25 protein-coding genes are annotated in these 22,708 nt (G+C 65.3%); 18 read left to right on the forward strand and 7 right to left on the reverse strand.

From position 1 onward, the window contains the following. The first annotated feature begins 64 nt into the window (after positions 1-64). A complete protein-coding gene (locus DFR52_RS01715; RefSeq protein WP_110030187.1) occupies positions 65-802 on the forward strand; it encodes an AzlC family ABC transporter permease in 738 nt (245 codons plus the stop codon). Next, a complete protein-coding gene (locus DFR52_RS01720; protein ID WP_110030188.1) occupies positions 799-1,152 on the forward strand; it encodes an AzlD domain-containing protein in 354 nt (117 codons plus the stop codon). Before DFR52_RS01715 ends, DFR52_RS01720 begins: the two co-directional genes overlap by 4 nt. 30 nt (positions 1,153-1,182) lie before the next feature. On the opposite strand, the gene DFR52_RS01725 is transcribed toward DFR52_RS01720, so the two are convergent. Continuing rightward, entirely contained in the window at positions 1,183-1,611 is a 429-nt protein-coding gene (locus DFR52_RS01725; protein WP_110030189.1) for a hypothetical protein, read from the reverse strand. Between the two features lie 214 nt (positions 1,612-1,825). On the opposite strand from DFR52_RS01725, the gene DFR52_RS01730 reads away from it, so the two are divergent. Further along, positions 1,826-2,797, forward strand: a complete 972-nt coding sequence (locus tag DFR52_RS01730) for an SHOCT domain-containing protein (RefSeq protein WP_110031073.1) — start codon at positions 1,826-1,828, stop codon at positions 2,795-2,797. Positions 2,798-2,839: 42 nt separating this feature from the next. Here DFR52_RS01730 and DFR52_RS01735 read toward each other — a convergent pair whose 3' ends face one another. The 4 genes from DFR52_RS01735 to DFR52_RS01750 all read right to left on the reverse strand — a co-directional run bounded on the left by DFR52_RS01735 (position 2,840) and on the right by DFR52_RS01750 (position 6,068). Next, entirely contained in the window at positions 2,840-3,265 is a 426-nt protein-coding gene (locus tag DFR52_RS01735) for an HIT family protein (protein WP_110030190.1), read from the reverse strand. A gap of 226 nt (positions 3,266-3,491) precedes the next feature. Then, on the reverse strand, positions 3,492-4,727 hold the full coding sequence (locus tag DFR52_RS01740) for a GNAT family N-acetyltransferase (RefSeq protein ID WP_170132205.1): 1,236 nt from the start codon (positions 4,725-4,727) through the stop codon (positions 3,492-3,494). A gap of 129 nt (positions 4,728-4,856) precedes the next feature. Beyond that, complete coding sequence (locus tag DFR52_RS01745; RefSeq protein ID WP_110030191.1) at positions 4,857-5,591, reverse strand: glycerophosphodiester phosphodiesterase; 735 nt, start codon at positions 5,589-5,591, stop codon at positions 4,857-4,859. A 9-nt stretch (positions 5,592-5,600) separates the two neighbouring features. Beyond that, positions 5,601-6,068, reverse strand: a complete 468-nt coding sequence (locus DFR52_RS01750; RefSeq protein ID WP_110030192.1) for a RidA family protein — start codon at positions 6,066-6,068, stop codon at positions 5,601-5,603. A gap of 121 nt (positions 6,069-6,189) precedes the next feature. On the opposite strand from DFR52_RS01750, the gene DFR52_RS01755 reads away from it, so the two are divergent. Both DFR52_RS01755 and DFR52_RS01760 read left to right on the forward strand, forming a co-directional pair. Next, positions 6,190-6,999, forward strand: coding sequence for a cell envelope integrity EipB family protein (locus DFR52_RS01755; protein ID WP_110030193.1), 810 nt, complete (start codon positions 6,190-6,192; stop codon positions 6,997-6,999). 214 nt (positions 7,000-7,213) lie between these two features. Next, positions 7,214-8,518: an Hsp70 family protein gene (locus DFR52_RS01760; RefSeq protein WP_110030194.1), complete on the forward strand. Its 1,305-nt coding sequence runs from the start codon at positions 7,214-7,216 to the stop codon at positions 8,516-8,518. A gap of 47 nt (positions 8,519-8,565) precedes the next feature. Here DFR52_RS01760 and DFR52_RS01765 read toward each other — a convergent pair whose 3' ends face one another. Beyond that, the gene (locus tag DFR52_RS01765; RefSeq protein WP_110030195.1) at positions 8,566-8,886 is read right to left on the reverse strand and encodes a type II toxin-antitoxin system RelE/ParE family toxin; all 321 of its coding nucleotides are present in this window, start codon (positions 8,884-8,886) and stop codon (positions 8,566-8,568) included. Continuing rightward, positions 8,873-9,118, reverse strand: coding sequence for a type II toxin-antitoxin system ParD family antitoxin (locus DFR52_RS01770; RefSeq protein ID WP_110030196.1), 246 nt, complete (start codon positions 9,116-9,118; stop codon positions 8,873-8,875). Before DFR52_RS01770 ends, DFR52_RS01765 begins: the two co-directional genes overlap by 14 nt. Positions 9,119-9,440: 322 nt before the next feature. Between DFR52_RS01770 and rpsB the strand changes: the two genes are divergently transcribed. The 13 genes from rpsB (at position 9,441) to lpxB (ending at position 22,604) form a co-directional block, all read left to right on the forward strand. Continuing rightward, positions 9,441-10,235, forward strand: a complete 795-nt coding sequence (gene rpsB / locus DFR52_RS01775; RefSeq protein ID WP_110030197.1) for a 30S ribosomal protein S2 — start codon at positions 9,441-9,443, stop codon at positions 10,233-10,235. A 132-nt stretch (positions 10,236-10,367) separates the two neighbouring features. Next, entirely contained in the window at positions 10,368-11,285 is a 918-nt protein-coding gene (tsf, locus tag DFR52_RS01780) for a translation elongation factor Ts (RefSeq protein WP_110030198.1), read from the forward strand. 92 nt (positions 11,286-11,377) lie between these two features. Continuing rightward, positions 11,378-12,103 carry a UMP kinase gene (pyrH, locus tag DFR52_RS01785; protein WP_110030199.1) on the forward strand — a complete coding sequence of 242 codons (726 nt, stop codon included), beginning with the start codon at positions 11,378-11,380 and terminating at the stop codon, positions 12,101-12,103. Between the two features lie 95 nt (positions 12,104-12,198). Then, complete coding sequence (gene frr / locus DFR52_RS01790; RefSeq protein WP_110030200.1) at positions 12,199-12,759, forward strand: ribosome recycling factor; 561 nt, start codon at positions 12,199-12,201, stop codon at positions 12,757-12,759. Between the two features lie 44 nt (positions 12,760-12,803). Beyond that, on the forward strand, positions 12,804-13,547 hold the full coding sequence (locus DFR52_RS01795) for an isoprenyl transferase (protein ID WP_110030201.1): 744 nt from the start codon (positions 12,804-12,806) through the stop codon (positions 13,545-13,547). Beyond that, entirely contained in the window at positions 13,544-14,380 is an 837-nt protein-coding gene (locus DFR52_RS01800) for a phosphatidate cytidylyltransferase (RefSeq protein ID WP_110030202.1), read from the forward strand. Before DFR52_RS01795 ends, DFR52_RS01800 begins: the two co-directional genes overlap by 4 nt. A 94-nt stretch (positions 14,381-14,474) precedes the next feature. Then, complete coding sequence (rseP, locus tag DFR52_RS01805) at positions 14,475-15,608, forward strand: RIP metalloprotease RseP (protein ID WP_110030203.1); 1,134 nt, start codon at positions 14,475-14,477, stop codon at positions 15,606-15,608. Between the two features lie 200 nt (positions 15,609-15,808). Continuing rightward, on the forward strand, positions 15,809-18,154 hold the full coding sequence (bamA, locus tag DFR52_RS01810; protein WP_110030204.1) for an outer membrane protein assembly factor BamA: 2,346 nt from the start codon (positions 15,809-15,811) through the stop codon (positions 18,152-18,154). A 56-nt stretch (positions 18,155-18,210) separates the two neighbouring features. Beyond that, positions 18,211-19,257 carry a UDP-3-O-(3-hydroxymyristoyl)glucosamine N-acyltransferase gene (lpxD, locus tag DFR52_RS01815; RefSeq protein ID WP_110030205.1) on the forward strand — a complete coding sequence of 349 codons (1,047 nt, stop codon included), beginning with the start codon at positions 18,211-18,213 and terminating at the stop codon, positions 19,255-19,257. 14 nt (positions 19,258-19,271) lie between these two features. Continuing rightward, positions 19,272-19,745 carry a 3-hydroxyacyl-ACP dehydratase FabZ gene (gene fabZ, locus DFR52_RS01820; protein WP_110030206.1) on the forward strand — a complete coding sequence of 158 codons (474 nt, stop codon included), beginning with the start codon at positions 19,272-19,274 and terminating at the stop codon, positions 19,743-19,745. Next, on the forward strand, positions 19,742-20,569 hold the full coding sequence (gene lpxA, locus DFR52_RS01825) for an acyl-ACP--UDP-N-acetylglucosamine O-acyltransferase (protein ID WP_110030207.1): 828 nt from the start codon (positions 19,742-19,744) through the stop codon (positions 20,567-20,569). The genes fabZ and lpxA overlap by 4 nt, the downstream gene beginning before the upstream one ends. 5 nt (positions 20,570-20,574) lie before the next feature. Continuing rightward, positions 20,575-21,441, forward strand: a complete 867-nt coding sequence (locus DFR52_RS01830) for an LpxI family protein (protein ID WP_110030208.1) — start codon at positions 20,575-20,577, stop codon at positions 21,439-21,441. After that, positions 21,438-22,604 carry a lipid-A-disaccharide synthase gene (lpxB, locus tag DFR52_RS01835; RefSeq protein ID WP_110030209.1) on the forward strand — a complete coding sequence of 389 codons (1,167 nt, stop codon included), beginning with the start codon at positions 21,438-21,440 and terminating at the stop codon, positions 22,602-22,604. Before DFR52_RS01830 ends, lpxB begins: the two co-directional genes overlap by 4 nt. Positions 22,605-22,708: the final 104 nt, after the last annotated feature.

Here is a 22,708-nt window from a genome sequence, read left to right on the forward strand (position 1 = left end):
ATAATACGTTCCCCCGCGGGCATTTTCTGTTTTCAGCGGCCGCGCCATGGCTTAACACCGAGTCATGACCGATCCGATTGACCGGCCGTCCGCCTGGTGGTTCTTCCACGGCGTGCGCGGCATAGCTTCGCTTCCAGCCCTCATTCTGATGAGCGCCTTTGTCGGTTTCGCCGGTTTCGCGGTGGAGGCGGGAATGCCCATGGGCGAGACCGTCTTCATGACGGGAATCGTCTGGGCGTTGCCGGCCAAGGTGCTGCTGGTGGGGTCCATCATCGCCGGTGCATCCCTGCCGGCTGCCTTCATCACCGTGACGCTGTCCTCGATCCGGCTGATGCCGATGGTCGCCTCGCTGATCCCCGAGATCCGCAGCCACAGGACGCCGACCTGGCTTCTGCTGCTGCTGGCGCATTTCGTCGCCGTGACCGCCTGGGTGTTTACAATGGAACGGGTGAAGGACATTCCCCGCGAGCACCGGGCGATGTTCTTCGCCGGCTTCGGCATGACCGTCACCACCGTCAACATGGTGCTGGTGGCCATCGTCTATTCCACCGTCTCGGTTCTGCCGGCGATGCTTGCCGGCGCGCTGTTCTTTCTGACGCCGGTCTACTTCCTGACCTCGATCTGGGCATCCTCGCCCCACCGGGTCGTCCATATCGCCATGATCGCCGGCATGGCGTTGGGGCCGCTGTTTCACCAGATATCGCCGGGCTTCGACATTCTCTATGCCGGACTTGCCGGCGGAACGGTGGCGTTTCTGGCCGATCGGCTAATCGCCCGGCGCGCAAGGTCGGCAGGCCGATGATGTCGTATCAGTGGCTCGACACCTGGTGGTGGCCCTATGTCTTCATTGCCGTCGCAGGCTGGCTCGCCACCGATCTGTGGCGCTGGCTTGGCGTTGTCGTCGGCGCCCGGCTGAAGGACGACTCGCTGCTTCTGATCTGGGTCCGGGCCGTGGCCACCGCGCTGGTCGCCGCCGTCATCGCCAAGCTCGTGCTCTATCCCAGCGGTGAACTGAAGCACGTGCCGGTGGCATTGCGGCTCCTTGCCCTGGGCCTCGGCTTTGCCGCCTTCCTGGCGCTCCGCCAGCGTGTCTGGGTCGGCATCGCCGTGGCGCTTGCCGTGCTCATCGGCGGCCAGTTGCTGCTCGGCTGACGGGGAGGTGGCCGGCCGCCGCCGCCGGCGCTATTTCTCGAAGCGTTGCGCCACCCAGGAGTAGCCGTCGGTGACGAAGTGCACCGGCTTGGCGATCAGGGACTTGATGCCGGCGGCGGCCGGCAGAACGCCCTTGATCTGCGTGAAGACCCTGCTGGCGACGCTGGCCTGTGCCTCGGTGCTGTGAGCTGAGTCCGGATCCGTGCGCTTGTCCGGCGCCTCGGCCAAAACGCTGCCGTCCTCGATCGCCGCATCAACCATGCCCGCGTCCTCCGGTGTCTGGCAAACGGCCACGACCACGGGATATTTCAGGTTGGAGTAGCCCCTCAGCCTGGCCTCGGAGTCGGCGTCGCAGGTCTGGATCGTCGCCCATTGCCGGTCGACCGTCTCCACATAGTGGCACTGGGTTGCGGAATCGTCGCATCCAAGAATGGTCATGATGATGATGGCGGCGTTCATGGAAACCTCGCAGGGATGACTGAAACTTCCTCTTGCCCGCACAATGCCGCAAAACGATGGCGACCCGCCGCCGGGTGGATCGGAGCGGGACCGTGGCGCTGCAGCCTGCCTGCGCCGCGATGCGCGGTGGACATCAGGCCCGTCGCGCTGTTGAATGGATCCTTTCCGCGGCATCGGCGTTAAGGTGGAAACCCAGATCAGGAGAATTCATTCCGTGACCGAATTGAGCCAGGACGGACGCCGGGCCGTTGACGAGATTGCCAGGCGCCACGGCGTCAGTCCCGCAGCCGTCGAGCACGTGCTGATGGCGCTGACGGCGGGGCAGGGCAACCAGGCCCAATTCAATCACCCCGATCTGGGCGGCATGGGCCAGTGGTCCCGGGGCGGCATGACCATGGTCGGCGACATGTTCAACAACGAGCTCAAAGCCAAGGTCGATGCGATCTGTTCGGATGTTGCGCGGTTGTTGCGCGAGCACGCCGGTCTGCGGACCCCGGCAGCCGTCTCGTCGCAGACGCAGGGAGGCGCTCATGCCGCGTCCCCGAGCGCCGGTTTCCAGAGCCAGAGCCAGGGCCATCGCACCGGCGGCGGACACTCCGGTGAAAGCCTGTTCGTTGAAGGCGGTTCGAGCGGGCAATGGTGGCCGGAAACGCTCGGCCGGGCGGCGTCCACAGGCGCGCAGAACCGCATGCGCTATGCCTGGTTCCCCGACAGCCGCCGCATGGCGATCGATACCGGCGACGGCGTGGTCCGCGTCTATGACACGGGCGAGCATCATATCGGCGGCTTCTCGCAGCAGCAGGGCGGAGACCAGTCGCTGAGCTTCACCTCGCAGCACGGACCGGTCAGGGTGTCCGAGTTGCGGCAGGTGGACGGCGGCGCCAAGGCCGGCCGCAATGACGGGGCCGGCAACCAGAATCCGCTTCCATCGCCGCCGGGGCCCGATGCCGGACTCACTGCTGCATCAGTCCCGGAGAATACGGCGGAGGCGGAGCGCCAGGACGACAGCGCCTCGGCGGTCGATGCCACCCACGGGACCCCGAAGCCGTCGGGCCCGGCGGAAGTGACGGCCGAAGAGGTCGATGTCTTCGCCCGGATCGAGCGGCTTGCCGGCCTGCACGCTAAGGGTATTCTCAGCGACGAGGAATACCGCGCCAAGAAAGCAGAGCTGCTGGCGCGGATCTAGATTCTTCGCGGAGAAAATGAATCTCGATTCGCCGCTGGATGCCTACAGTGCGGCGCGGATCCTCTCGGCATTTGCCTTCAGCACGGCGGCATCCTCCATCGTCCCGCTGTGCGGCTTCAGCGCGGTGCCGTCAAACCGCGGGATCACATGCACATGCAGGTGGAACACCACCTGGCCGCCGGCGGGCTCGTTGAACTGCTGGATCGTCACGCCGTCGGCATCGAAGGCCTTCATCACCGCATGAGCCAGTTTCTGCGTCGTCGCCATCACTGCCGAGAGACTGTCGGGGGCGACATCGAGGATGTTGCGCGCCGGCGCCTTCGGAACCACCAGACAATGGCCGGGGCCGCGCGGCATGATGTCCATGATGGCGAGGGTGGCGTCGTCCTCGTAGAGCCGTTCCGCCGGCAACTCGCCGCGCAGGATCTTTGCAAACACGTTGCCGTCGTCATAGCTGGATGCGGTCATGGCCTGTTCTCACTGGGTGATGTCCCGGTACATCTACCCAAGCCGGCCCGGTGCGGCAAGGCATCCGCGGCGCGTTGCCGCCGCTTCGGTGGCAATCGACATTCGATCGATTGCCAAAAAATCTTCTAATACAAGAAGCTGGTCGGCTTTTCGATTCCACCGCATGCAGATGCGGGAGGGGCGTGATATCTGCCGTCGCCACAGGCGCTGCCACGAGGATCTCGCCTCAGTCCTGCTCGCCCTCCGGGGCCGTCGCAGGGCCGCGGGCGATCTGCGGGTCGGATTTTCGGAACGGGCCGTGGTCGGTCAGCACTTCGGACACATGCTCGACCTCGCGGCGCTCGTGCTCGAGATAGTCCGCCACAGCTCGGCGCAGCCCGGGATGGGTGATGAAATGCGCCGAATGGGTGGTGACCGGCAGATAGCCGCGCGCCAGCTTGTGCTCGCCCTGGGCGCCGGCCTCGACGCGGGCAAGCCGGTGCGCGATGGCGAAGTCGATCGCCTGATGGTAGCAGACCTCGAAATGCAGGTACGGATGATCCTCCGAGCAGCCCCAATGACGACCGTAGAGGCAATCGCCGCCGATGAAGTTGAGGGCGCCGGCGATGAAGCGGCCGTCGCGGCGCGCCATGACCAGCAGTACGTCGTCGGCCATCCGATCGCTGAGCAGCGTGAAGAAGTCCCGCGTGAGATAGGGCCGGCCCCATTTGCGGCTGCCGGTGTCCATGTAGAAGCCGTGAAAGATGTCCCAGACCTCTTCGGTGAGGTCGGCGCCGGTCAGCCATTCGATGCTGATGTCGTTGTCCAGTGCGCAGCGCCGCTCCTTGCGCAGCGCCTTGCGCTTGCGCGATGCCAGCGTATCCAGAAACGCCTCGTAGTCGGCAAAGCCGTGATTGGTCCAGTGGAACTGCTGGTCGGTGCGGTGAAGATAGCCCTCCGCCTGAAAGGCCGGCAATTCGCCTTCCGGGACGAAGGTGGCGTGCACAGACGACAGGCCCATCTGCTCGGCCAGCGCCCTGGCGCCGCCCGCCAGCGCGCGCCGCATCGCCTCCGCCGCAGGCCCCTCGCGCACCATCAGCCGCGGCCCGGTGGCGGGCGTGAACGGCACCGCGCATTGCAGCTTCGGGTAATACCGGCCTCCGGCGCGCTGGAAGGCGTCGGCCCAGGAATGGTCGAAGACGTATTCCCCCATCGAATGGCTCTTGAGATAGGCCGGCATCGCACCGGCCAGCCCGCCGTCCGGATCGCGCAGGATGAGGTGGCGGGGAGCCCAGCCGGTTTCCGGCGACACGGAGCCGGAGTCTTCGAGCAAAGACAGGAATGCGTGCGATATGAAGGGATTGTACGGGGTTTCGGATTCACTTTCTCTGGATGCACCGCAGAGCAGCGACCATTCGGCGGCACTGACGGCATCCATTGCGGTCACAGTCGACAGCGTGAAGTCCCGATCTTTCGAAGTCATGGGCTGGATCATCCGCGGGGCGCGCGGATGTCGGCGCCCGTCTTCCGGAACCTAGGTCCTGAGGCGGCGAAAACAAGTCCCGTCGCCCCGGTGGCGGCATCTGCGAAGGCTTTTATTGCCGCGGCGGCATCAGGCCGTAAGGCTCTGGTCCGGGTCGAAGCCCTCGAAGGTCATCTGGTCGGCGCAGTCGCGGGTCCGTTGCACCGCCTCGGCATTGCGAACTGTCCAGGTGATGACCGGCACGCCGTTGGCCCGCTGGGCGGCGATGAACGGATTGGGCAGATGCTGGACACAGTAGGAGATGAAATCCAGCCCCAGATGCATCGCTTCCTCGTGCAGGAAGAACCTCTCCGGCTTGACGCCCTCGGCCGTCAGCCCGAGCGGCCGCGTCGCGCCCGCCCGCTTCAGGTCGCGCAGCAGCCAGTGGTCGAACGACATCAGCGCCACTGCGCCCTTGTAGCCGGAAAGGCAGTCGACCACGGCTTCGGCGAAGCCGTCATCGTTGTCCTTGCGGCCCTTGAGTTCGATGACCAGCGGCACCTTTCCGGCCACCTGGGCGAGCAGTCCGGGCAGGGTGATGATGCGGTCGGCGGTGCCGCCTATGGCCAGTTGCCCCAGTTCCCACGAGGTGCGGTCGCGGACATCGCCGGGAAGCCCGCAGACCCGCTGCAGGTCGTCGTCGTGGAAGACCACCGGCACGCCGTCGGTGGCAAGCTGCAGATCGCATTCGATGGCGAAACCGTGCTCGATCGCCCGGGCAAACGCCGAGGGCGAATTCTCCCAGATCGTCCGGTTCATGTCGTGATAGCCGCGGTGAGCGATCGGGCGGGCGATGACGGCGGAGAGGTCCTTGCGGTGGGGCATCGGTCTGGCTCAGCGGATTTCGATGATGGCTTCGACTTCGACGGCGGCGTTCAGCGGCAGGCAGGCGGTGCCGACGGCAGCCCGCGCATGCTTGCCGCGCTCGCCAAGCATCTCGGCCAGCAGGTTGGAGGCGCCGTTGACGACCAGATGCTGGTCGGTATAGCCGGGATCTGAAGCGACGAAGCCGGTGATCTTGACCAGTTGCACGATGCGCTCGAGATCGCCATCCAGCGCGGCCTTGGCCTGGGCGATGAGATTGATGGCGCAGAGTTCGGCGGCCCGCTGTCCCGCTTCGGTGTCGAGGTCGCGCCCGAGCAGGCCCTTGGCGGTCATGGTGCCATTGCTGAGCGGCAGCTGGCCGGAGATGAACAGCAGCGCGCCGCTGATCACCCAGGGCCGGTAATTGGCGGCGGGGGCTGCGGCTTCCGGCAAGACGATGCCGCGGGCGGCGAGGCGGGTTTCGATGGTGTCAGTCATGGGCAAGGCTCCGATGATGGAATCGTGGACGCGACAATCAGTGCAAAGCCGGCGAGATCCGCCTCGCTTTTGCCTTGCAAGCCCGTATAACATGACGGCTGGAATTGACAGGAGTAAACTGATGCGAATGCTTGTTCTGGCCTCCATGGCCCTGATCGGCGCCGCGACCGCGGCGTCTGCCGCCCCGGCCTCGCTTGCCGCGCACCGGGCCGTCTACGACCTGTCGCTCAAGGACGCGTCCGAGCGCTCCGGCATTTCCGGCATGGCCGGTCGCATGGTCTATGAGTTCAACGGTTCGCCCTGTGACGGCTACACGGTCAGCTTCCGCTTCGTCACAGAGATCGTCACTGCCGATTCGTCGCGGGTGACCGATCAGCAGACCACCACCTACGAGGACATCAGGAACCGCAAGTTCGATTTCTCGACCCGTTCCTTCGTCAACCAGGACCTCGACCGCGAGGTCCGTGGCAGCGCCAGCGGCGAAGCCTCCGGATTGCAGGTCGAACTGGCCGAGCCCAAGCAGGAGAAGCTGGAACTGGCCGGGGCCCATTTCCCGACCGAGCACATGATGGAGCTCATCGACAAGGCGAGGAGCGGCGAGCGGTTCTACGAATCGCGCATCTTCGACGGCTCCGACGACGCCAACGAACTGATGATCACCACCACCGTTATCGGCGCGCTGGAAAAGACGCCGGAGCCAGGCAGTGACGCGGAAAAGGCAGGTGAACTGGCCGGGCAGGGCTTCTGGCCGGTGACCATCTCCTATTTCAACGACAAGAAGGATGCCGACGGCCTGCCGGTCTACACCATCAGCTTCAAGATGTACGAGAACGGCGTCACCCGCGACCTGACCATGGACTACGGCGACTTCGTGCTGGAAGGCCGGCTTGCCGAACTCGACATGCTCAAGGCGGAGCCCTGCAAGGAGTAGGGCGCCCTGGTCCAGAATCAGCGGCCGGATCTGATCGGGTGTGGCTGCCGTAGTCCGGGACGCCCGCGGAAGCGTGCGCGTCGCTCCATGTCTCTTTCCAGGCAATCGGCGGCTGGACTGTGACGTGCGCCTGTGGCATCAGGCCCGCTCGTCACGCGCGGGCATAGCGGCCCGCCATTCTCATTCACCCGGCAGACAAGATGGAGCAACGGCCATGGCTGATGCGCTTGGGCTCGACTTTGGCACCACCAACACGGTGCTGGCCCAACTGGGCGGCGGCTCGGAGACGACCTCCATCACGTTCAAATCCTCTGCCGGTTCCGCCGACACCATGCGCACCGCGCTGTCCTTCATGCAGGATCCGCAATTGGGCGCCACCGCGCTGCGGGTCGAGGCCGGGCAGGCGGCCATCCGCGCCTTCATCGACAATCCCGGCGAATGCCGCTTTCTGCAGTCGATCAAGAGCTTTGCCGCCTCGCCGCTGTTCCAGGGCACCTTCGTGCATGGTCGCAAGTTCCAGTTCGAGGACCTGATGGAGGTCTTCCTCAAGCGGCTCGAACGCTATGCCGGCGACAACTGGCCATCCCCGGTCAAGCGCATTGTCACCGGACGGCCGGTGCACTTCGCCGGCTCCAATCCGGATCCCGCGCTCGCCATGCAGCGCTACAACGAGGCGCTGACCCGGCTTGGATTTCCGGAGCTGCACTATGTCTATGAGCCGGTGGCGGCCGCCTTCTACTTCGCCCGAAACCTCGAGCACGACGCCACCGTGCTGGTCGCCGATTTCGGCGGCGGCACCAGCGACTATTCGCTGATCCGCTTCGAGCGCGAGGCGGGACGCATCCGCGCCCTTCCCGTCGGCCATTCCGGCGTCGGCGTGGCCGGCGACCAGTTCGACGCCTGCTTCATCGACCACGTGGTGGCGCCGGAAATCGGCAAGGGCAGCCAGTTCAGGAGCTTCGGCAAGCAGCTCGACGTGCCGGGCAGCTACTACACGAATTTCTCGCGCTGGAACCAGCTGTCGATCTTCAAGACGACGAAGGAATATTCGGCGCTCAAGGCGCTCGTGCGCCAGGCGGTGGAACCCGACAAGCTCGAGCTGTTCGTCGATCTGATCGAAAACGACGAGGGCTATCTGCTCAACCAGGCGGTCTCGGCGACCAAGATGGCGCTGTCGTCGGACGAGGAGGCCGGCTTCCGCTTCGCGCCGCTGGGCAAGGCCGGCGAGAAATCGGTCCGGCGCAGTGATTTCGAGACATGGATCGCCGCCGATCTCGCGCGCATGACCGCTGCTCTCGATGATGTGCTCGACAAGACCGACACGCCGGTCTCGGCGGTCGACAAGGTGTTTCTGACCGGCGGCACCTCCTTCGTGCCCGCGGTGCGCCGCATCTTCACGGAGCGCTTTGCCGCTGACAGGATCGAGACCGGCGGGGAACTGATCTCCATCGCCCACGGCCTGGCGCTGATCGGCGAGCGCGACGACATCGAGCAATGGACTGTGCCCGGTCCGGATTGACGGAATCGGCCAGGCACGATTGCAGGATGGGTCGGCTGGGCGCGCATTCAGCGATCGATCACGCGCAACACGGCCTGCCAATCCTGCTTGCCGCCAAGTATTCTTATGATGTCAATCCGGCCATCCCCGATCAGATAGATGATCAGGTGGTTCCTGTGGGGAAGGATGCGCACTGGCGGATCGAATTCCGATCGCTCGCGGGCCATTTCCGGCGTTGCGGACAGCATGTCGAAGCGCAACGACAGCTCATCGATGTAGGCATCGGCCTGCTCCGGCGACCAGGTCCGGGCGGTGTAATGCCAGATCCCATCGAGATCCCCGAGTGCCTTGGGAGTGAGCCGGACATCCGTTGGCCTATTCGGCGGCATGGCCTGAACGCATGCGGCGTTTGAAAGCGTTCGGGTCAAACCGTTGCGACTCGCCGCTTTCGATGCCCTCGGTGATCGCAGTCTGCAAGATGTCCAAGGCGCCCTTTCGCTCCTGGTCCTGGCGGATCAGGTCGCGCACATAATCGCTGGCATTGCTGTAGCGTCCATCGGCTGACTGCCGTTCGACCCACGCCTTCATGGCAGCGGGCAGGGAGACGTTCATTGTAGCCATTGGCGGAATCCACGTTGGCGCAAAGGACAGGATAGCAGAAATGCGGGACCCCGCAAGATTTATGGCAAAGTTTGCCATTCCGCCGCATCGCGCAACTTGCGTCCCACCTCTTGTCGCCGATTGCGAAGTCTGGCGACGTCCAAAGCCGGTCCTGTCGGGGTTTCGTCCACCTTCGCCCTTGCAATACCGCCCCGCAGGCTGTAAGCGACGCCTATTCCACACGTGGGGCATGGGTTGATCCGGGAGAAATCCGGATCGGTCCGCCGGTGGCGCTATGCGCTCACGCCCTGCGGAGGTTCAACCGGAAACAGGAGTAAAAGGCATGGCATTGCCTGATTTCAGCATGCGCCAGCTTCTCGAAGCAGGCGTCCACTTCGGTCACCAGACACATCGCTGGAACCCGAAGATGAAGCCTTACATCTTTGGTGAGCGCAACAACCTTCACATCATCGACCTCGGCCAGACCGTTCCGATGCTCTCTCGCGCGCTTCAGCTCGTCAGCGACACCGTGGCCAAGGGCGGCCGCGTGCTGTTCGTCGGCACCAAGCGCCAGGCGTCCGAAATCGTTGCCGACGCCGCCCAGCGTTCGGCTCAGTATTACGTCAACGCCCGCTGGCTCGGCGGCATGCTGACCAACTGGAAGACGATCTCGCACTCGATCCAGCGTCTGCGCAAGCTCGACGAGATCCTGTCCTCGGAAGCTTCGGGCTTCACCAAGAAGGAACGCCTCAACCTTGAGCGCGAGCGCGAAAAGCTCAACCGCGCCCTCGGCGGCATCCGCGACATGGGCGGCACACCCGACCTGATGTTCGTCATCGACACCAACAAGGAAGGCATCGCCATCCAGGAAGCCAAGCGTCTTGGCATTCCGGTCGTCGCGGTCATCGATTCCAACTGCAATCCCGATCCGGTCGATTTCCCGATCCCGGGCAACGATGACGCCTCGCGCGCCATCGCGCTCTATTGCGACCTGATCAGCCGCGCCTGCATTGACGGCATCGCCCGCCAGCAGGGTGCGTCCGGCATCGACATGGGCGCCCAGGATGCCACCGTCGAGCCTGCGCTCGCCGATGCGCCTGCCGCCGAAGAGACCGCAGAAGCACCTGCCCAGGCCTGACCGGGCCGAGACTTCGATCCGGCAGGGCCAGGCCCTGCCGGATCAGACCTTTTGGACGGCGCGACAGCGCGCCAAACGCCGGGACAGCGCCTTTTCGGCGCCGGATCCCGCATTGAGATTGAAGAGGCTAGCATGAGCATTTCCGCAGCAATGGTGAAAGACCTGCGCGAGAAAACCGGCGCAGGCATGATGGATTGCAAGAAGGCGCTGATCGAGACCGATGGCGACATGGAAGCCGCCGTCGACTGGCTGCGCGCCAAGGGCATTTCGAAGGCCGACAAGAAGGCCGGCCGCACCGCGGCCGAAGGCCTGGTCGGCGTCGCCGCAGACGGCGAGTCGGCCGTGGTCGTCGAAGTCAACTCCGAAACCGATTTCGTCGCGCGCAACGATGCCTTCCAGACCATCGTCCGCGATGTGGCCAAGGCCGCGCTCGGCACCGACGGTTCGGTCGAAGCCGTCAGCGCCGCCATGATCGGTGACAAGACCGTCGCCGCCACCATTACCGACGCGATCGGCAATATCGGCGAGAACATGGCGTTCCGCAGGTCTGCCAAACTGTCGGTCGACAACGGCGTCGTCGCCACCTATGTGCACAACGCGGTTGCCGACAATCTCGGCAAGCTCGGCGTTCTCGTGGCGCTGAACTCGACCGGCAAGGCCGACGTACTGCAATCCATCGGCCGCCAGGTCGCCATGCACGTCGCCGCCACCAACCCGCTGGCGCTGAAGGCCGAGGACGTCGATGCCGACGTCGCCGAGCGCGAACGCAACGTGTTCATCGAGCAGGCCCGCGAATCGGGCAAGCCGGAAGCCATCATCGAGAAGATGGTCGAAGGCCGCATGCGCAAGTTCTACGAGGAAGTGGTGCTTCTCTCGCAGGCCTTCGTGATGAACCCCGACCTGACCGTGGGCGCCGCCGTCAAGGCCGCGGAAGCCGAAGCCGGCGCGCCGATCGAGATCACCGGTTTCGTCCGCTTCCAGCTTGGTGAGGGCATCGAGAAGGAAGCAAGCGATTTCGCAGCAGAAGTGGCGGCGGTCGCCAAAGGCTGATTTGCCGGCTCTCCACCTTGGAAACCCTTGGGGCACCGCGTGACAACGCGGTGCCCTTCGTGTATCCGGGCTCAAACAATATGGAAAATCCGATGACAGCTGCCGAACCTCTCTACAAACGCGTCCTGCTCAAATGTTCCGGCGAGGCGCTGATGGGCGCCCAAGGCTTCGGCATCGATGTCACAGTCGCCGACCGCATTGCCTCCGACATTGCCGAGGTGGCGAGACTGGGAGTTCAGGTGGGCGTCGTCGTCGGCGGCGGCAACATCTTTCGCGGCGTGGCCGTGGCCTCGAAGGGCGGCGATCGGGTCACCGGCGACCACATGGGCATGCTCGCCACCGTGATCAACGGGCTGGCGCTGGCCACCTCGCTGCGCAAGCTCGGCATCGACACCGAGGTGCTGTCGGCCATTTCCATGCCGGAAATCTGCCAGAGCTTCTCGCAGCGCGCAGCTCTGCACCTGTTCAACCGCGGCAAGGTCGTCATCTTCGCCGGCGGTACCGGCAATCCGTTCTTCACCACCGATTCGGCCGCAGCGCTGCGCGCAGCCGAAATCGGCGCCGAGGCCATCCTCAAGGGCACCCAGGTGGACGGCATCTATTCCGCCGATCCCAAGCTCGATCCGCACGCCACCCGCTTCGACCAGATCACCCACGCCGAGGTCCTCAACAAGGGGCTGGCGGTGATGGACGTTGCCGCCGTGGCGCTGGCGCGCGAGAACAAGATTCCGATCATCGTCTTCTCCATCCATGAGAAGGGTGAGTTCGCCAAGATCATCCTCGGCGGCGGCCGGGCGACCATTGTTCGCGATCACTGACCGCGCCGTCGCGGCCTGTTCGCGCCGCGACGAACATGAGATGATCGACACAACAGCCGGTTTCGGCAGTCAGATACAGCAGAAGGAAAAGCGCCATGGCCCTGCCGATTGAACACAAGGAACTCAAGCGCCGGATGGACGGCGCGATCACCTCTTTCAAGACAGACATCGCCGCGCTGCGGACCGGCCGCGCGTCCTCCAACGTGCTCGATCCCGTGCAGGTCGAAGCCTACGGCTCCAGGGTTCCCCTCAACCAGGTCGCCAACGTCTCGGTGCCGGAGCCGCGGATGATTTCCGTCTCGGTCTGGGACAAGCAGATGGTCGGCGCGGTCGAGCGCGGCATCCGCGAGGCCAATCTCGGTTTCAACCCGATCATCGACGGCCAGAACCTTCGCATTCCGCTTCCCGAACTCAACGAGGAGCGTCGCCGCGACCTGGTCAAGGTCGCCCACACCTATGCGGAGAATGCCCGCGTTGCCATCCGTCACGTCCGCCGCGACGGCATGGACTCGCTCAAGAAGGCGGAGAAGGACGGCGACATCAGCCAGGACGACAGCCGTCGCGATTCCGACAAGGTCCAGAAGATGACCGACGAGATGATTTCCGAGATCGACCGCTTGCTCGCCGAGAAGGAAAAGGAAATCATGCAGGTCTAGGACCGGTGACTCGCTTGCACGCCGGAATGGAGGCTCTGGAACATATGCCGGGCATCGACCCTGACAAGGTGCCGCACCATGTCGCCATCATCATGGATGGCAATGGCCGTTGGGCAAAGGCGCGCGGACTTCCGCGCACCGCCGGGCATCATGCCGGAGTGGAGCGCGTGCGCGAAGCCGTTCGCACCGCCCGCGAGGCCGGCATCGCCAACCTGACATTGTTCGCCTTCTCCTCCGAGAACTGGAACCGCCCCAAGGAGGAGGTCCAGGACCTCATGGGGCTGCTCCGGTTCTTCATCCGGCGCGACCTGGCCGAACTGCACAAGCAGAACGTGCGGGTTCGCGTCATCGGTTGCCGCGAGACCATCCAGTCCGACATCCGGCCGCTGCTGATCGAGGCCGAGGAGCGGACGGTCGCCAACACCGGTCTGGTGCTGGCGATTGCCTTCAACTACGGCGCCCGCGACGAACTGACCCGCGCCATGCGCGCGATCGCCGTCGGCGTGGCCGAAGGCCGCATCGATCCGGCGACGATCACCGAGGCCGACATCGACTGCCATCTCGACACCGCCGCCATGCCGGATCCGGACCTGGTCATCCGCACCAGCGGCGAGCAGCGCCTGTCCAATTTCCTGCTCTGGCAGTCCGCCTATTCGGAGTTCGTCTTCATGCCCTGCTACTGGCCGGATTTCGACCGTGCCGCCTTTCACGAGGCGCTGGCCGAATATGGCCGCCGCAACCGGCGCTTTGGCGCGCTCGCCGCACCTGGCCTGGCGGTGGGGCAGTGAATCCGGAGCTCGTGCTCCGAATCAAGTCAGGACTTGTGCTCGCCGTCCTGGTTCTGGCTGCGACCTGGGCCGGCGGCATCTGGTTCCGCCTGCTGGCCGTGGCCATTGCGGTGCTGATCTTCTACGAGTTTTCCACCATCGCCAGGAACCAGGAGCGCGATCCGGTCGGCAACGGCATCGGCTGGCTTTGCGTGGCGGTTTCCGGGCTGCTGATCCTGTATGACCGGTCGTCGCTGGCGCTCGTCGTCATCGTCGCCGGCGCCATTGCCGCCGCGGCTCCGGCGCTCTTCCGCCGCAAGCCGGCCTGGGCCGCCACGGCGCTGGCCTATGCCGGGCTGTCGGGGCTGGCGCTGTCGGAAATCCGCGGCGAGGGGCTGCTGGGCCTCTTTGCCATGCTGTTCGTCTTTGCCATCGTCTGGGCTACGGACATTCTGGCCTATTTCTGCGGCCGCGCCATCGGCGGCGCCAAGCTGGCGCCATCGATCTCGCCGGGCAAGACCTGGTCCGGAGCGATCTTCGGCGCTGCTGCCGGCGTCGCGGCCGGCGTCGCCGTGGCGCTCGGCATCCGTCCGGGGGGCGACATCGCCATTCCGCTGATCGCGCTCGTCCTGTCGATTGCCAGCCAGTGCGGCGACCTGTTCGAGTCCTGGATCAAGCGCCGGTTTTCGGTCAAGGATTCGAGCCGGCTCATCCCGGGCCACGGTGGCGTCATGGACCGGGTCGACGGCCTTGTGTTTGCCGCATTTGCAGCCTTTCTGATAGCCGGACTGATGCCGAATTCGTCCATGCTTGCCGGCGGTGACGAGCTTGCGGCAAGGTTGCTCGGGCAATAGGGTCGCAGAGAATGAATTGCGCCTGGTTTCCGGGCTGATCGCGGGCGGCGGTCCTGCCGACCGCCATCGCAAGTGACTTCAAAGGAATGGCCCCATGGACATCGTCTCCTCCGCAATCGGATTCCTCACCGGAACGCTGGTGCCATTCCTGGTGGTGCTGACCATCGTCGTCTTCGTCCACGAGATGGGCCATTATCTGGTCGGCCGCTGGTGCGGAATCCGGGTCCTGACCTTTTCCGTCGGCTTCGGCCCGGAGCTCGTCGGCTTCAACGATTCCCGCGGCACCCGCTGGAAGATTTCCGCCATCCCGCTGGGCGGCTATGTCAAGTTCTTCGGCGATGAGAATGCCGCCAGCGTGCCGGACAATGCCGAGGTCGCGGCCATGTCCGAGGCGGACCGCGCGCGATCGTTTCCGGGCGCATCGCTGTGGCGGCGCGCGGCGACGGTGGCCGCCGGCCCGATCGCCAATTTCATCCTGGCCATTGCGATTTTCTCCGTCGCCTTCGGCGTCAATGGCCGCATGATCGCCGACCCGGTGGTGGCCGAAGTCCGTGCCGAGAGCGCCGCCGCCGCCGCCGGCGTGGCCCCCGGTGACCGGTTCCTCGCCATCGACGGCCACCCCGTGGAGACCTTCGATGACGTCCGCCGCTATGTCGGCGTCCGGCCCGACGTGCCGATCCGGGTGACGATGGAGCGTGCCGGCCAGCCGGTGGAGCTGTCGTTGACGCCGGTCAGGACCGAGATCACCGACCGTTTCGGCAACAAGATGGAGGTCGGCCAGATCGGTGTGGTGACCAACAATGAGACAGCCAATTTCCGGGTGAAGACCTACGGTCCGGTCGAGGCCGTGGGGCAGGGCGTGCAGGAGAGCTGGTTCATCGTCACCCGCACCTTCGGCTATATCGGCAACATCATCACCGGGCGCGAGAAGGCCGACCAACTGGGCGGACCCATCCGGGTTGCCCAGGTTTCGGGCCAGATGGCCACTCTCGGGGTCGGCGCGCTGATCCAGCTGGCGGCTGTCCTGTCGGTTTCCATTGGATTGCTCAATCTAATGCCGGTGCCGATGCTGGACGGCGGCCATCTGGTGTTCTATGCACTCGAAGGCATCCGCGGACGACCGCTGGGTGACACGACTCAGGAGTGGGCTTTCCGCCTCGGATTGACGGCCGTGCTCGCCCTGATGTTGTTTGCCACCTGGAATGACGTGAGCAGCCTGATCGGATGAGGGGTGCGGACAGCCTGTGTTAACCGTTCGTTGAGCATGAATTGGAACATACGTGACCAAACAGCCACGCATCGGAACGAAGTAAACAGAAATTAACTCGATCCCTTGCTTGTGGGGCAAAAGCGGGTAAAACGGCAGTGTCATGAGTCAGGACGCTTGTCGCCTGCGCGGGGACATCGGAAATAAAGGTAAGTAGATCAATGAAGGCTGGTTCAAAATTCTTGAACGCTGTGTCAGCGGTTGCGCTGTCAGCGGGTATCGTTGCAACGGGCGCCTCTGGTGTCATGATGGCATCCGTTACCATCGCTGACGCAGCCGTCATCAGCCGCATTGATGTGCGCGGCAACAGCCGCGTCGATGCATCCACCGTCCGCGGCAATGTCACCATCACCCCCGGCTCGAGTTTCTCCAACGACGACATCGATGAATCGGTCAAGCGGCTGTTTGCCACCGGTCTGTTCTCCGATGTCCAGATCAGCGTGTCCGGCTCGACCCTGGTGGTCACGGTTGCCGAGAACCAGATCGTCAATCAGGTGGTCTTCAACGGCAACAAGAAGATCAAGGACACCCAGCTGAAGTCGACCGTCCAGATCCAGCCGCTGGGCGCCTACAATCCGCAGATCCTCGAAGCCGACGTGCAGGCGATCAGGGATGCCTATACGGCCATCGGCCGCAGCGACGCCACGGTCACCACCCGTCTGGTTCCCGTCGATGGCGGCCGCGTCAACATCGCCTTCGAGATCAACGAGGGCGACCGCACCAAGATTGCCTCGATCAACTTCGTCGGCAACCAGGCTTTTGGCGATGGCCGCCTGGCCGACGTGATCACGACCAAGCGCTCCGGCATGCTTTCGTTCCTGTCGCGCAAGGATGTCTACGACGAGGACAAGCTGCGCGCGGATGAAGAGCTGCTGCGCCGCTTCTACTACAACCGCGGCTATGCCGACTTCCGCGTCATCTCCTCGTCCGCCGAGCTTGACGAGACGCGCAACGAATATGTTCTCAACATCACCGTCGAGGAGGGCGAGCGCTACACCTTCGGCGCCGTCAACGTCGAGAGCACAGTTCCCGGCGTCGATACCGAGGGCCTGCAGCGCCTTCTCGAGACCAGATCCGGGGCGGTCTATTCCGCCAAGGACGTGGAAGATTCCATTCTGGCGATTTCCGACCGCGTTGCCGGCGAGGGCTATCCCTTCGCCCAGGTGACGCCGCGCGGCGACCGCGACTTCACCAACCGTACCATTTCGGTCACCTATCTCGTCGACGAGGGCACCCGCGCCTATGTCGAACGCATCGAGATCCGCGGCAACACCCGGACGCGTGACTATGTCATCCGGCGCGAATTCGACCTCGCCGAGGGTGATGCCTTCAACCAGGTTCTCGTGCGCCGCGCCAAGAAGCGCCTCGATGCGCTGGGCTTCTTCGAGTCGGTCAACATCTCCACGCAGCCGGGCTCCGAGCCTGATCGCGTTGTCCTGATCGTCGATGTCAAGGACCAGCCGACCGGTGAATTCGGCGTCGGCGGCGGCTACTCGAACAATGACGGCTTCACCGCCACGCTCGACATCACCGAGCGCAACTTCCTCGGCCGCGGCCAGTTCATCCGCGCCTCGGTGGGCGGCGGATCGGATAGCCGGACCTACAGCCTGTCCTTCACCGAGCCCTATTTCCTCGGCTACCGCCTGGCCGCCGGGTTCGACATTTTCCGCAACACGGACAAGAGCTACACCGGCTTCGACCAGACCGACCAGGGCATCAACCTGCGGCTTGGCATTCCGATCACCGAGAAGCTGGCCCTGACGACAGCCTACAAGCTGACTTCGACAGAGTACGAATACACTAGCCTCGCCAATATTGATTCCAATCCGGAACGTGCTGTTATCGCGGACGGCGGGCGCATCACTTCCGCCCTGTCCTACACGCTGTCCTACAATTCGCTAGACGACCAGAAGCTGCCGCGCGAAGGCATTTCGGCCAAGTTCACGCAGGAATATGCGGGTCTGGGCGGCGACGCCGACTATCTCAAGACCACCGCCAAGGCGACCTATTTCCACATGCTGTCGGAATCGGCGGACATGATCGGCCAGGTCTCGGTCGGCGGCGGCCATGTCATGGCCACCAGCGGCAATCTGCGCGTCTTCGACCACTTCTTCCTCGGCCAGGAAACCATCCGCGGCTTCGACACCCGCGGCATCGGCCCCCGGGTTTTCGATGGGACCACCAATGTGGACTCCGCCGGCGGCACCACCTATTTCAACGGTTCGCTTGAAGTCTCGACACCGATGCCGTTCATCTCGCGTGATCTCGGTCTGCGCCTCAACGCTTTCGCCGATGCGGCGACGCTCTATGGCAGCGACATCAGCGCTACCGATCTCGATGGCCAGACGGTTGAGGGCTCCGACATGGCGTGGCGCGCATCCGTCGGTCTCGGCCTGACCTGGGCCTCGCCTTTCGGTCCGCTGCGGGTCTATTACGCCGAGCCCGTCGTCAAGGAAGACGGCGACGACATCAAGAAGTTCGGTTTCGGCGCGTCCACGCGTTTCTAACGCCTTCGCCAGGCGTCACCCACGGGTGGCGCCTGGCCTAGCTGATCGGTCCCGTGATGGAGCCCAGTTCCTTTTACCCCCCGCATGGCGGCGTGACGATTGCCGCCCTCGCGGAGCTGTGCTCGGCCGAGTTCGATCAGCCTGACCTGGGACACCGGGTCCTGTCCGGCATTGCCCCGCTGGCCCGCGCCCAGGGCGCCGACGTCACCTTCATAACCAGCCGCAAGCCTCTGGACGACCTGCGTCAATCGCAGGCTGGCGCCGTGTTCTGCAGCCGCGCGCTGGCCTCCGAGGTGCCCGCGCATGTGGCAGCGCTCGTGGTCGCCCATCCGCAGGCAGCCTTCGCCATGGCCGCGGCAGTCCTGTTTCCCGCTGCACTACGGCCTTTGCGGATCACCACCGGTGCCGGCATCTCGCCGGCCGCCCATGTCGATCCGTCCGCGCGGCTTGAAGACGGCGTCATCGTCGAGGCCGGGGCGGTCATCGGCGCCGATGCGGAGATCGGAGCAGGCACGCTCGTCGGCGCCGGCGCCGTCATCGGCCGCAAGGTCCGCATCGGCCGGAACTGCTCCATTTCGACCGGCTGCACGGTGCAGCACGCGCTCATCGGCAACGAGGTGATCCTGCATCCCGGCGTCCGCATCGGCCAGGACGGCTTCGGCTATGTGCCGGGCCCGCGCGGCCTCGACAAGATCGTCCAGATCGGCCGGGTCATCATTCAGGACAAGGTCGAGATTGGCGCCAACAGTTGCGTCGACCGCGGCGCGCTGGACGACACCATCATCGGCGAGGGCAGCAAGATCGACAATCTTGTCCAGATTGGCCACAATGTCCGTATAGGCCGCCACTGCGTCATCGTTTCCCAGGTGGGCATTGCCGGCAGCACCACGGTCGGCGACATGGTGATGATCGGCGGCGCCACCGGCGTCAACGGTCATGTCCATATCGGCGACGGCGCCCAGATCGCCGCCATGAGCGGCGTGGCCGGCGACGTGCCGGCGGGCGCACGCTGGGGCGGCGTGCCGGCGCGGCCGATGCGCGGTGTGCTGCGCGATGCAGCCGATGCCAATGCACGGGCTTTTGCCCGGAACCAGAAGAACTAGGGCGGAGAAGACCAATGAACGACACTCCGGCGCGGACGCTCGAGAGCGCGGATCTCAAGGAAATCATGCGGCTTCTGCCGCATCGCTATCCATTTCTGCTGATTGACCGCATCATCCATATCGATGGCGACAGATCGGCGATCGGCATCAAGAACGTGACGGCCAACGAGCCGCAGTTCACCGGCCATTTCCCCGGCAATCCGATCATGCCCGGGGTTCTCATCATCGAGGGGATGGCCCAGACGGCCGGCGCCATCTGCGCCAAGTCGATCGGCGACGGCACCAACCTTGTCTACTTCATGACCATCGACAACGCGCGGTTCCGCAAGCCGGTCGTGCCGGGTGACCGGCTCGAATACCACGTTGCCAAAACCAAGCAGCGCGGCAACATCTGGAAATTCCATTGCGAAGCGATGGTCGACGGTTCCAAGGTGGCCGAGGCCGATATCGGCGCCATGCTGGTGCCCTCAGAAAGCGAATCCGAATGACCCTGCCTGCCGCCGCGCGCGCACCCGCCATCGTCCATCCCAGTTCCTTCATCGAGGACGGCGCCATCCTGGGCTCCAATGTGGTCATCGGGCCGTTCTGCCATGTCGGCCCGCAGGTGGTGCTGGGCGACAATGTCCGGCTGATGAGCCATGTCGTGGTCACCGGCCGCACCAGCATCGGTGCCGGCTGCCGCATCTTCCCGCAGGCCGTTATCGGCTGCGAGCCGCAGAACATCCACTACAAGGGCGAGGACACCGAACTCGTCATTGGCGAGAACTGCACCATCCGCGAAGGCGTGACGATGAACACCGGCATGGCCAATGCCGGCGGCAAGACCACCGTGGGCAACAACTCGCTGTTCCTGGCCTATTCCCATGTCGCCCATGACTGCCATGTCGGCGACAACGTGATCCTGTCCAACAATGTGATGCTTGCGGGCCATGTCAGCGTCGGCGATCGCGTCATCATGGGCGGCGGCGCTGCCGTGCACCAGTTCACCCGCATCGGTCACCATGCCTTCATCGGCGGCCTGGCCGCCGTCAGCAACGATGTCATTCCCTACGGCATGCTCAATGGCAATCCGGGCGTGCTGGCCGGCCTCAACATCATCGGCATGCAGCGCGCCGGCATCGACAAGCAGTCGATTCATGCCGTTCGCCGCGTCTACAAGGCGATCTTCGACCAGACCACGCCGATCCGGGACAACATCGCCCGCATCAAGGCCGAGGGCACCGTCGTCGGCGCGGTGGCCGACATCATCAGCTTCATCGATGCGGACAGCGAACGCGCGCTCTCGTCGCCGGCGCGGGGCAAGCGGGGCTGAGCGCGATGCTGGCCGGCGCCGCCATAGGCCGTCTGGCCATCGTGGCCGGCAGCGGCCAGTTGCCGATGCGCCTGGCCGAAGCTGCGCGCGAGGCGGGGCACACGCCCTTCGTGCTGCCGATCATCGGCGCCGCCGACCAGGACTGGTCCGGCTTCGCCCATGCCGACCTTGCCATTGCCGATCTTGCGAGCTTCGCCGCCATCACCAGGCGCGAGGAGATCAGCCACGCTGTGCTGTCGGGCGGCATCGCCCGCCGGCCGGGCCTCGGCGAGTTCCGTCCCACCTGGAGGATGATCCCTGCGGTGCCGCGCATCTTCCGGGCGCTGGTGTCGGGCGGGGACGACGCGGTGCTGCGCAGCGTCATCGGGCTGCTCGAGAGCGTCGGCGTCAAGGTGGTCGGCGCCCATGAGGTGGTGCCCGGCCTGCTCGCCACCGGCGGCCCGCTGGGTGCGGTGTCGCCGGACGCAGCCGCATGCCGGGACATTGCGGCCGCCGCCCGCGCGGCGCTCGAACTGGGACGCCTCGACATCGGCCAGGGCGCGATTTCGGTCGGGGGGCGGGTGATCGCGCTTGAGGGACTGGAAGGCACCGACGACATGCTGGCGCGGGTCGCCCGGCTGCGCGCCGAGGGCCGCTTGCCCGCCGGCCGCCGCGGCGTGCTGGTCAAGCTCTGCAAGCCGATGCAGGACATGCGCGCCGACCTGCCGTCCATCGGGCCCGGCACGGTGGAGAATGCCGGCCGCGCCGGTCTTGCCGGCATTGCCGTGGAAGCGGGGCGGGCGCTGGTGCTCGACCGCGATGCGCTGATCGCCGCAGCCGACCGGGCCGGCATCTTCGTCTCCGGCATCGATCCGGCGGACCTGGCGCCATGAGATTGTCAAAGCTTGCCATCATTGCCGGCGAACCCTCCGGCGACATGCTGGCAGCCGAACTGGTCGCGGCGCTGACCGAGCGCCTCGGCGCCCGGCCGGAGCTGGTGGGCGTCGGCGGCGAGGCGCTGCAGCGCCAGGGACTCACGTCGCTGTTCGACCAGTCGGAACTCTCGATCATCGGCTTCTCCGCCGTCATCGCCCGGCTGCCGAAGCTGATCTGGCGCATCCGCCAGACCGCCGCTGCCGTCATCGCCGCCCGGCCCGATTGCCTGATCATCGTCGACAGCCCGGATTTCACCCATCGCGTCGCCCGCCGGGTGCGCCGCGCGCTGCCGGACCTGAAGATCATCAACTATGTCTGCCCGACCGTGTGGGCCTGGAAGCCGGAGCGGGCTCCCGCGATGACCGCCTATGTCGACCACGTGCTGTCGGTGCTGCCCTTCGAGCCCGAGATCGTGGCCGAGCTCGGCGGCCCGCCGCTCACCTATGTCGGCCACCGGCTGATGTTCGATCCCGGCCTGCTGGCGGCGCGCGCCGCACAGGCCCGCCGCGCCGAACGGCCGGCCGATCCGGAGCGGGCGCCGGTGTGCCTGATCCTGCCCGGCTCGCGCGGCAGCGAGATCGCCCGGCTGATCGGCCCGTTCGGGGCCGCGGCCGCCCATCTGGCGCGGCTCGATCCGGCCATGCGCTTCGTCCTGCCGGCCTCGCCGCGGGTCGAGGCGCGGGTGAGGGCGGCGGTCGGCGGCTGGAGCGTGCCCTGCGAGGTGGTCAGCGGCGAGGACGCCAAATGGCAGGCCTTCGGCGAGGCCGATGTCGCGATCGCCGCCTCCGGCACGGTGCTGCTCGAACTCGCCATTGTCGGCGTGCCGCACATGTCGTCCTACAAGCTGGACTTCATCGCCCGCCGGCTGGTGCACAAGCTCACCACCTGGTCGATGGCGCTGCCCAACCTGATTGCCGGCCATGTGGTCGTGGAGGAGCAGTACAACAACCATGTGCTGCCCGAGCGGCTGGCCCGGACCGCCGCCAATCTGGCGCGCGACACGCCGAGGCGAGCGGCGATGCTGGCCGAATTCGCCGTCATCCGCGAGCGCATGCACACGGATGCGCCGCCATCGGCGACGGCCGCCGACGTGGTGCTCGCGGTCCTGGCAAGGACCTGAGCGACGCGGCCTCCGGCCGGCCCGAATTTTTCAATCAGCGCCACGCCTGGCACGAAAAAAGCGCCCGAAGGCGCTTTCTCAGGTCCGGATGCGGAAGAGCAAGC

The organism is Hoeflea marina, from assembly GCF_003182275.1.
Classification (GTDB): domain Bacteria; phylum Pseudomonadota; class Alphaproteobacteria; order Rhizobiales; family Rhizobiaceae; genus Hoeflea; species Hoeflea marina.

Coding starts and splice junctions, on each gene's coding strand:
- frr (WP_110030200.1), top strand. CDS start 12,199: ATGGCCCTGCCGATTGAACACAAGGAACTCAAGCGCCGGATGGACGGC.
- DFR52_RS01765 (WP_110030195.1), bottom strand. CDS start 8,886: ATGCCGCCGAATAGGCCAACGGATGTCCGGCTCACTCCCAAGGCACTC.
- fabZ (WP_110030206.1), top strand. CDS start 19,272: ATGAACGACACTCCGGCGCGGACGCTCGAGAGCGCGGATCTCAAGGAA.
- DFR52_RS01770 (WP_110030196.1), bottom strand. CDS start 9,118: ATGGCTACAATGAACGTCTCCCTGCCCGCTGCCATGAAGGCGTGGGTC.
- DFR52_RS01725 (WP_110030189.1), bottom strand. CDS start 1,611: ATGAACGCCGCCATCATCATCATGACCATTCTTGGATGCGACGATTCC.
- tsf (WP_110030198.1), top strand. CDS start 10,368: ATGAGCATTTCCGCAGCAATGGTGAAAGACCTGCGCGAGAAAACCGGC.
- DFR52_RS01715 (WP_110030187.1), top strand. CDS start 65: ATGACCGATCCGATTGACCGGCCGTCCGCCTGGTGGTTCTTCCACGGC.
- DFR52_RS01755 (WP_110030193.1), top strand. CDS start 6,190: ATGCGAATGCTTGTTCTGGCCTCCATGGCCCTGATCGGCGCCGCGACC.
- lpxA (WP_110030207.1), top strand. CDS start 19,742: ATGACCCTGCCTGCCGCCGCGCGCGCACCCGCCATCGTCCATCCCAGT.
- bamA (WP_110030204.1), top strand. CDS start 15,809: ATGAAGGCTGGTTCAAAATTCTTGAACGCTGTGTCAGCGGTTGCGCTG.
- pyrH (WP_110030199.1), top strand. CDS start 11,378: ATGACAGCTGCCGAACCTCTCTACAAACGCGTCCTGCTCAAATGTTCC.
- DFR52_RS01720 (WP_110030188.1), top strand. CDS start 799: ATGATGTCGTATCAGTGGCTCGACACCTGGTGGTGGCCCTATGTCTTC.
- rseP (WP_110030203.1), top strand. CDS start 14,475: ATGGACATCGTCTCCTCCGCAATCGGATTCCTCACCGGAACGCTGGTG.
- DFR52_RS01795 (WP_110030201.1), top strand. CDS start 12,804: ATGCCGGGCATCGACCCTGACAAGGTGCCGCACCATGTCGCCATCATC.
- DFR52_RS01760 (WP_110030194.1), top strand. CDS start 7,214: ATGGCTGATGCGCTTGGGCTCGACTTTGGCACCACCAACACGGTGCTG.
- rpsB (WP_110030197.1), top strand. CDS start 9,441: ATGGCATTGCCTGATTTCAGCATGCGCCAGCTTCTCGAAGCAGGCGTC.
- DFR52_RS01735 (WP_110030190.1), bottom strand. CDS start 3,265: ATGACCGCATCCAGCTATGACGACGGCAACGTGTTTGCAAAGATCCTG.
- DFR52_RS01750 (WP_110030192.1), bottom strand. CDS start 6,068: ATGACTGACACCATCGAAACCCGCCTCGCCGCCCGCGGCATCGTCTTG.
- DFR52_RS01740 (WP_170132205.1), bottom strand. CDS start 4,727: ATGACTTCGAAAGATCGGGACTTCACGCTGTCGACTGTGACCGCAATG.
- lpxD (WP_110030205.1), top strand. CDS start 18,211: ATGGAGCCCAGTTCCTTTTACCCCCCGCATGGCGGCGTGACGATTGCC.
- DFR52_RS01830 (WP_110030208.1), top strand. CDS start 20,575: ATGCTGGCCGGCGCCGCCATAGGCCGTCTGGCCATCGTGGCCGGCAGC.
- lpxB (WP_110030209.1), top strand. CDS start 21,438: ATGAGATTGTCAAAGCTTGCCATCATTGCCGGCGAACCCTCCGGCGAC.
- DFR52_RS01745 (WP_110030191.1), bottom strand. CDS start 5,591: ATGCCCCACCGCAAGGACCTCTCCGCCGTCATCGCCCGCCCGATCGCT.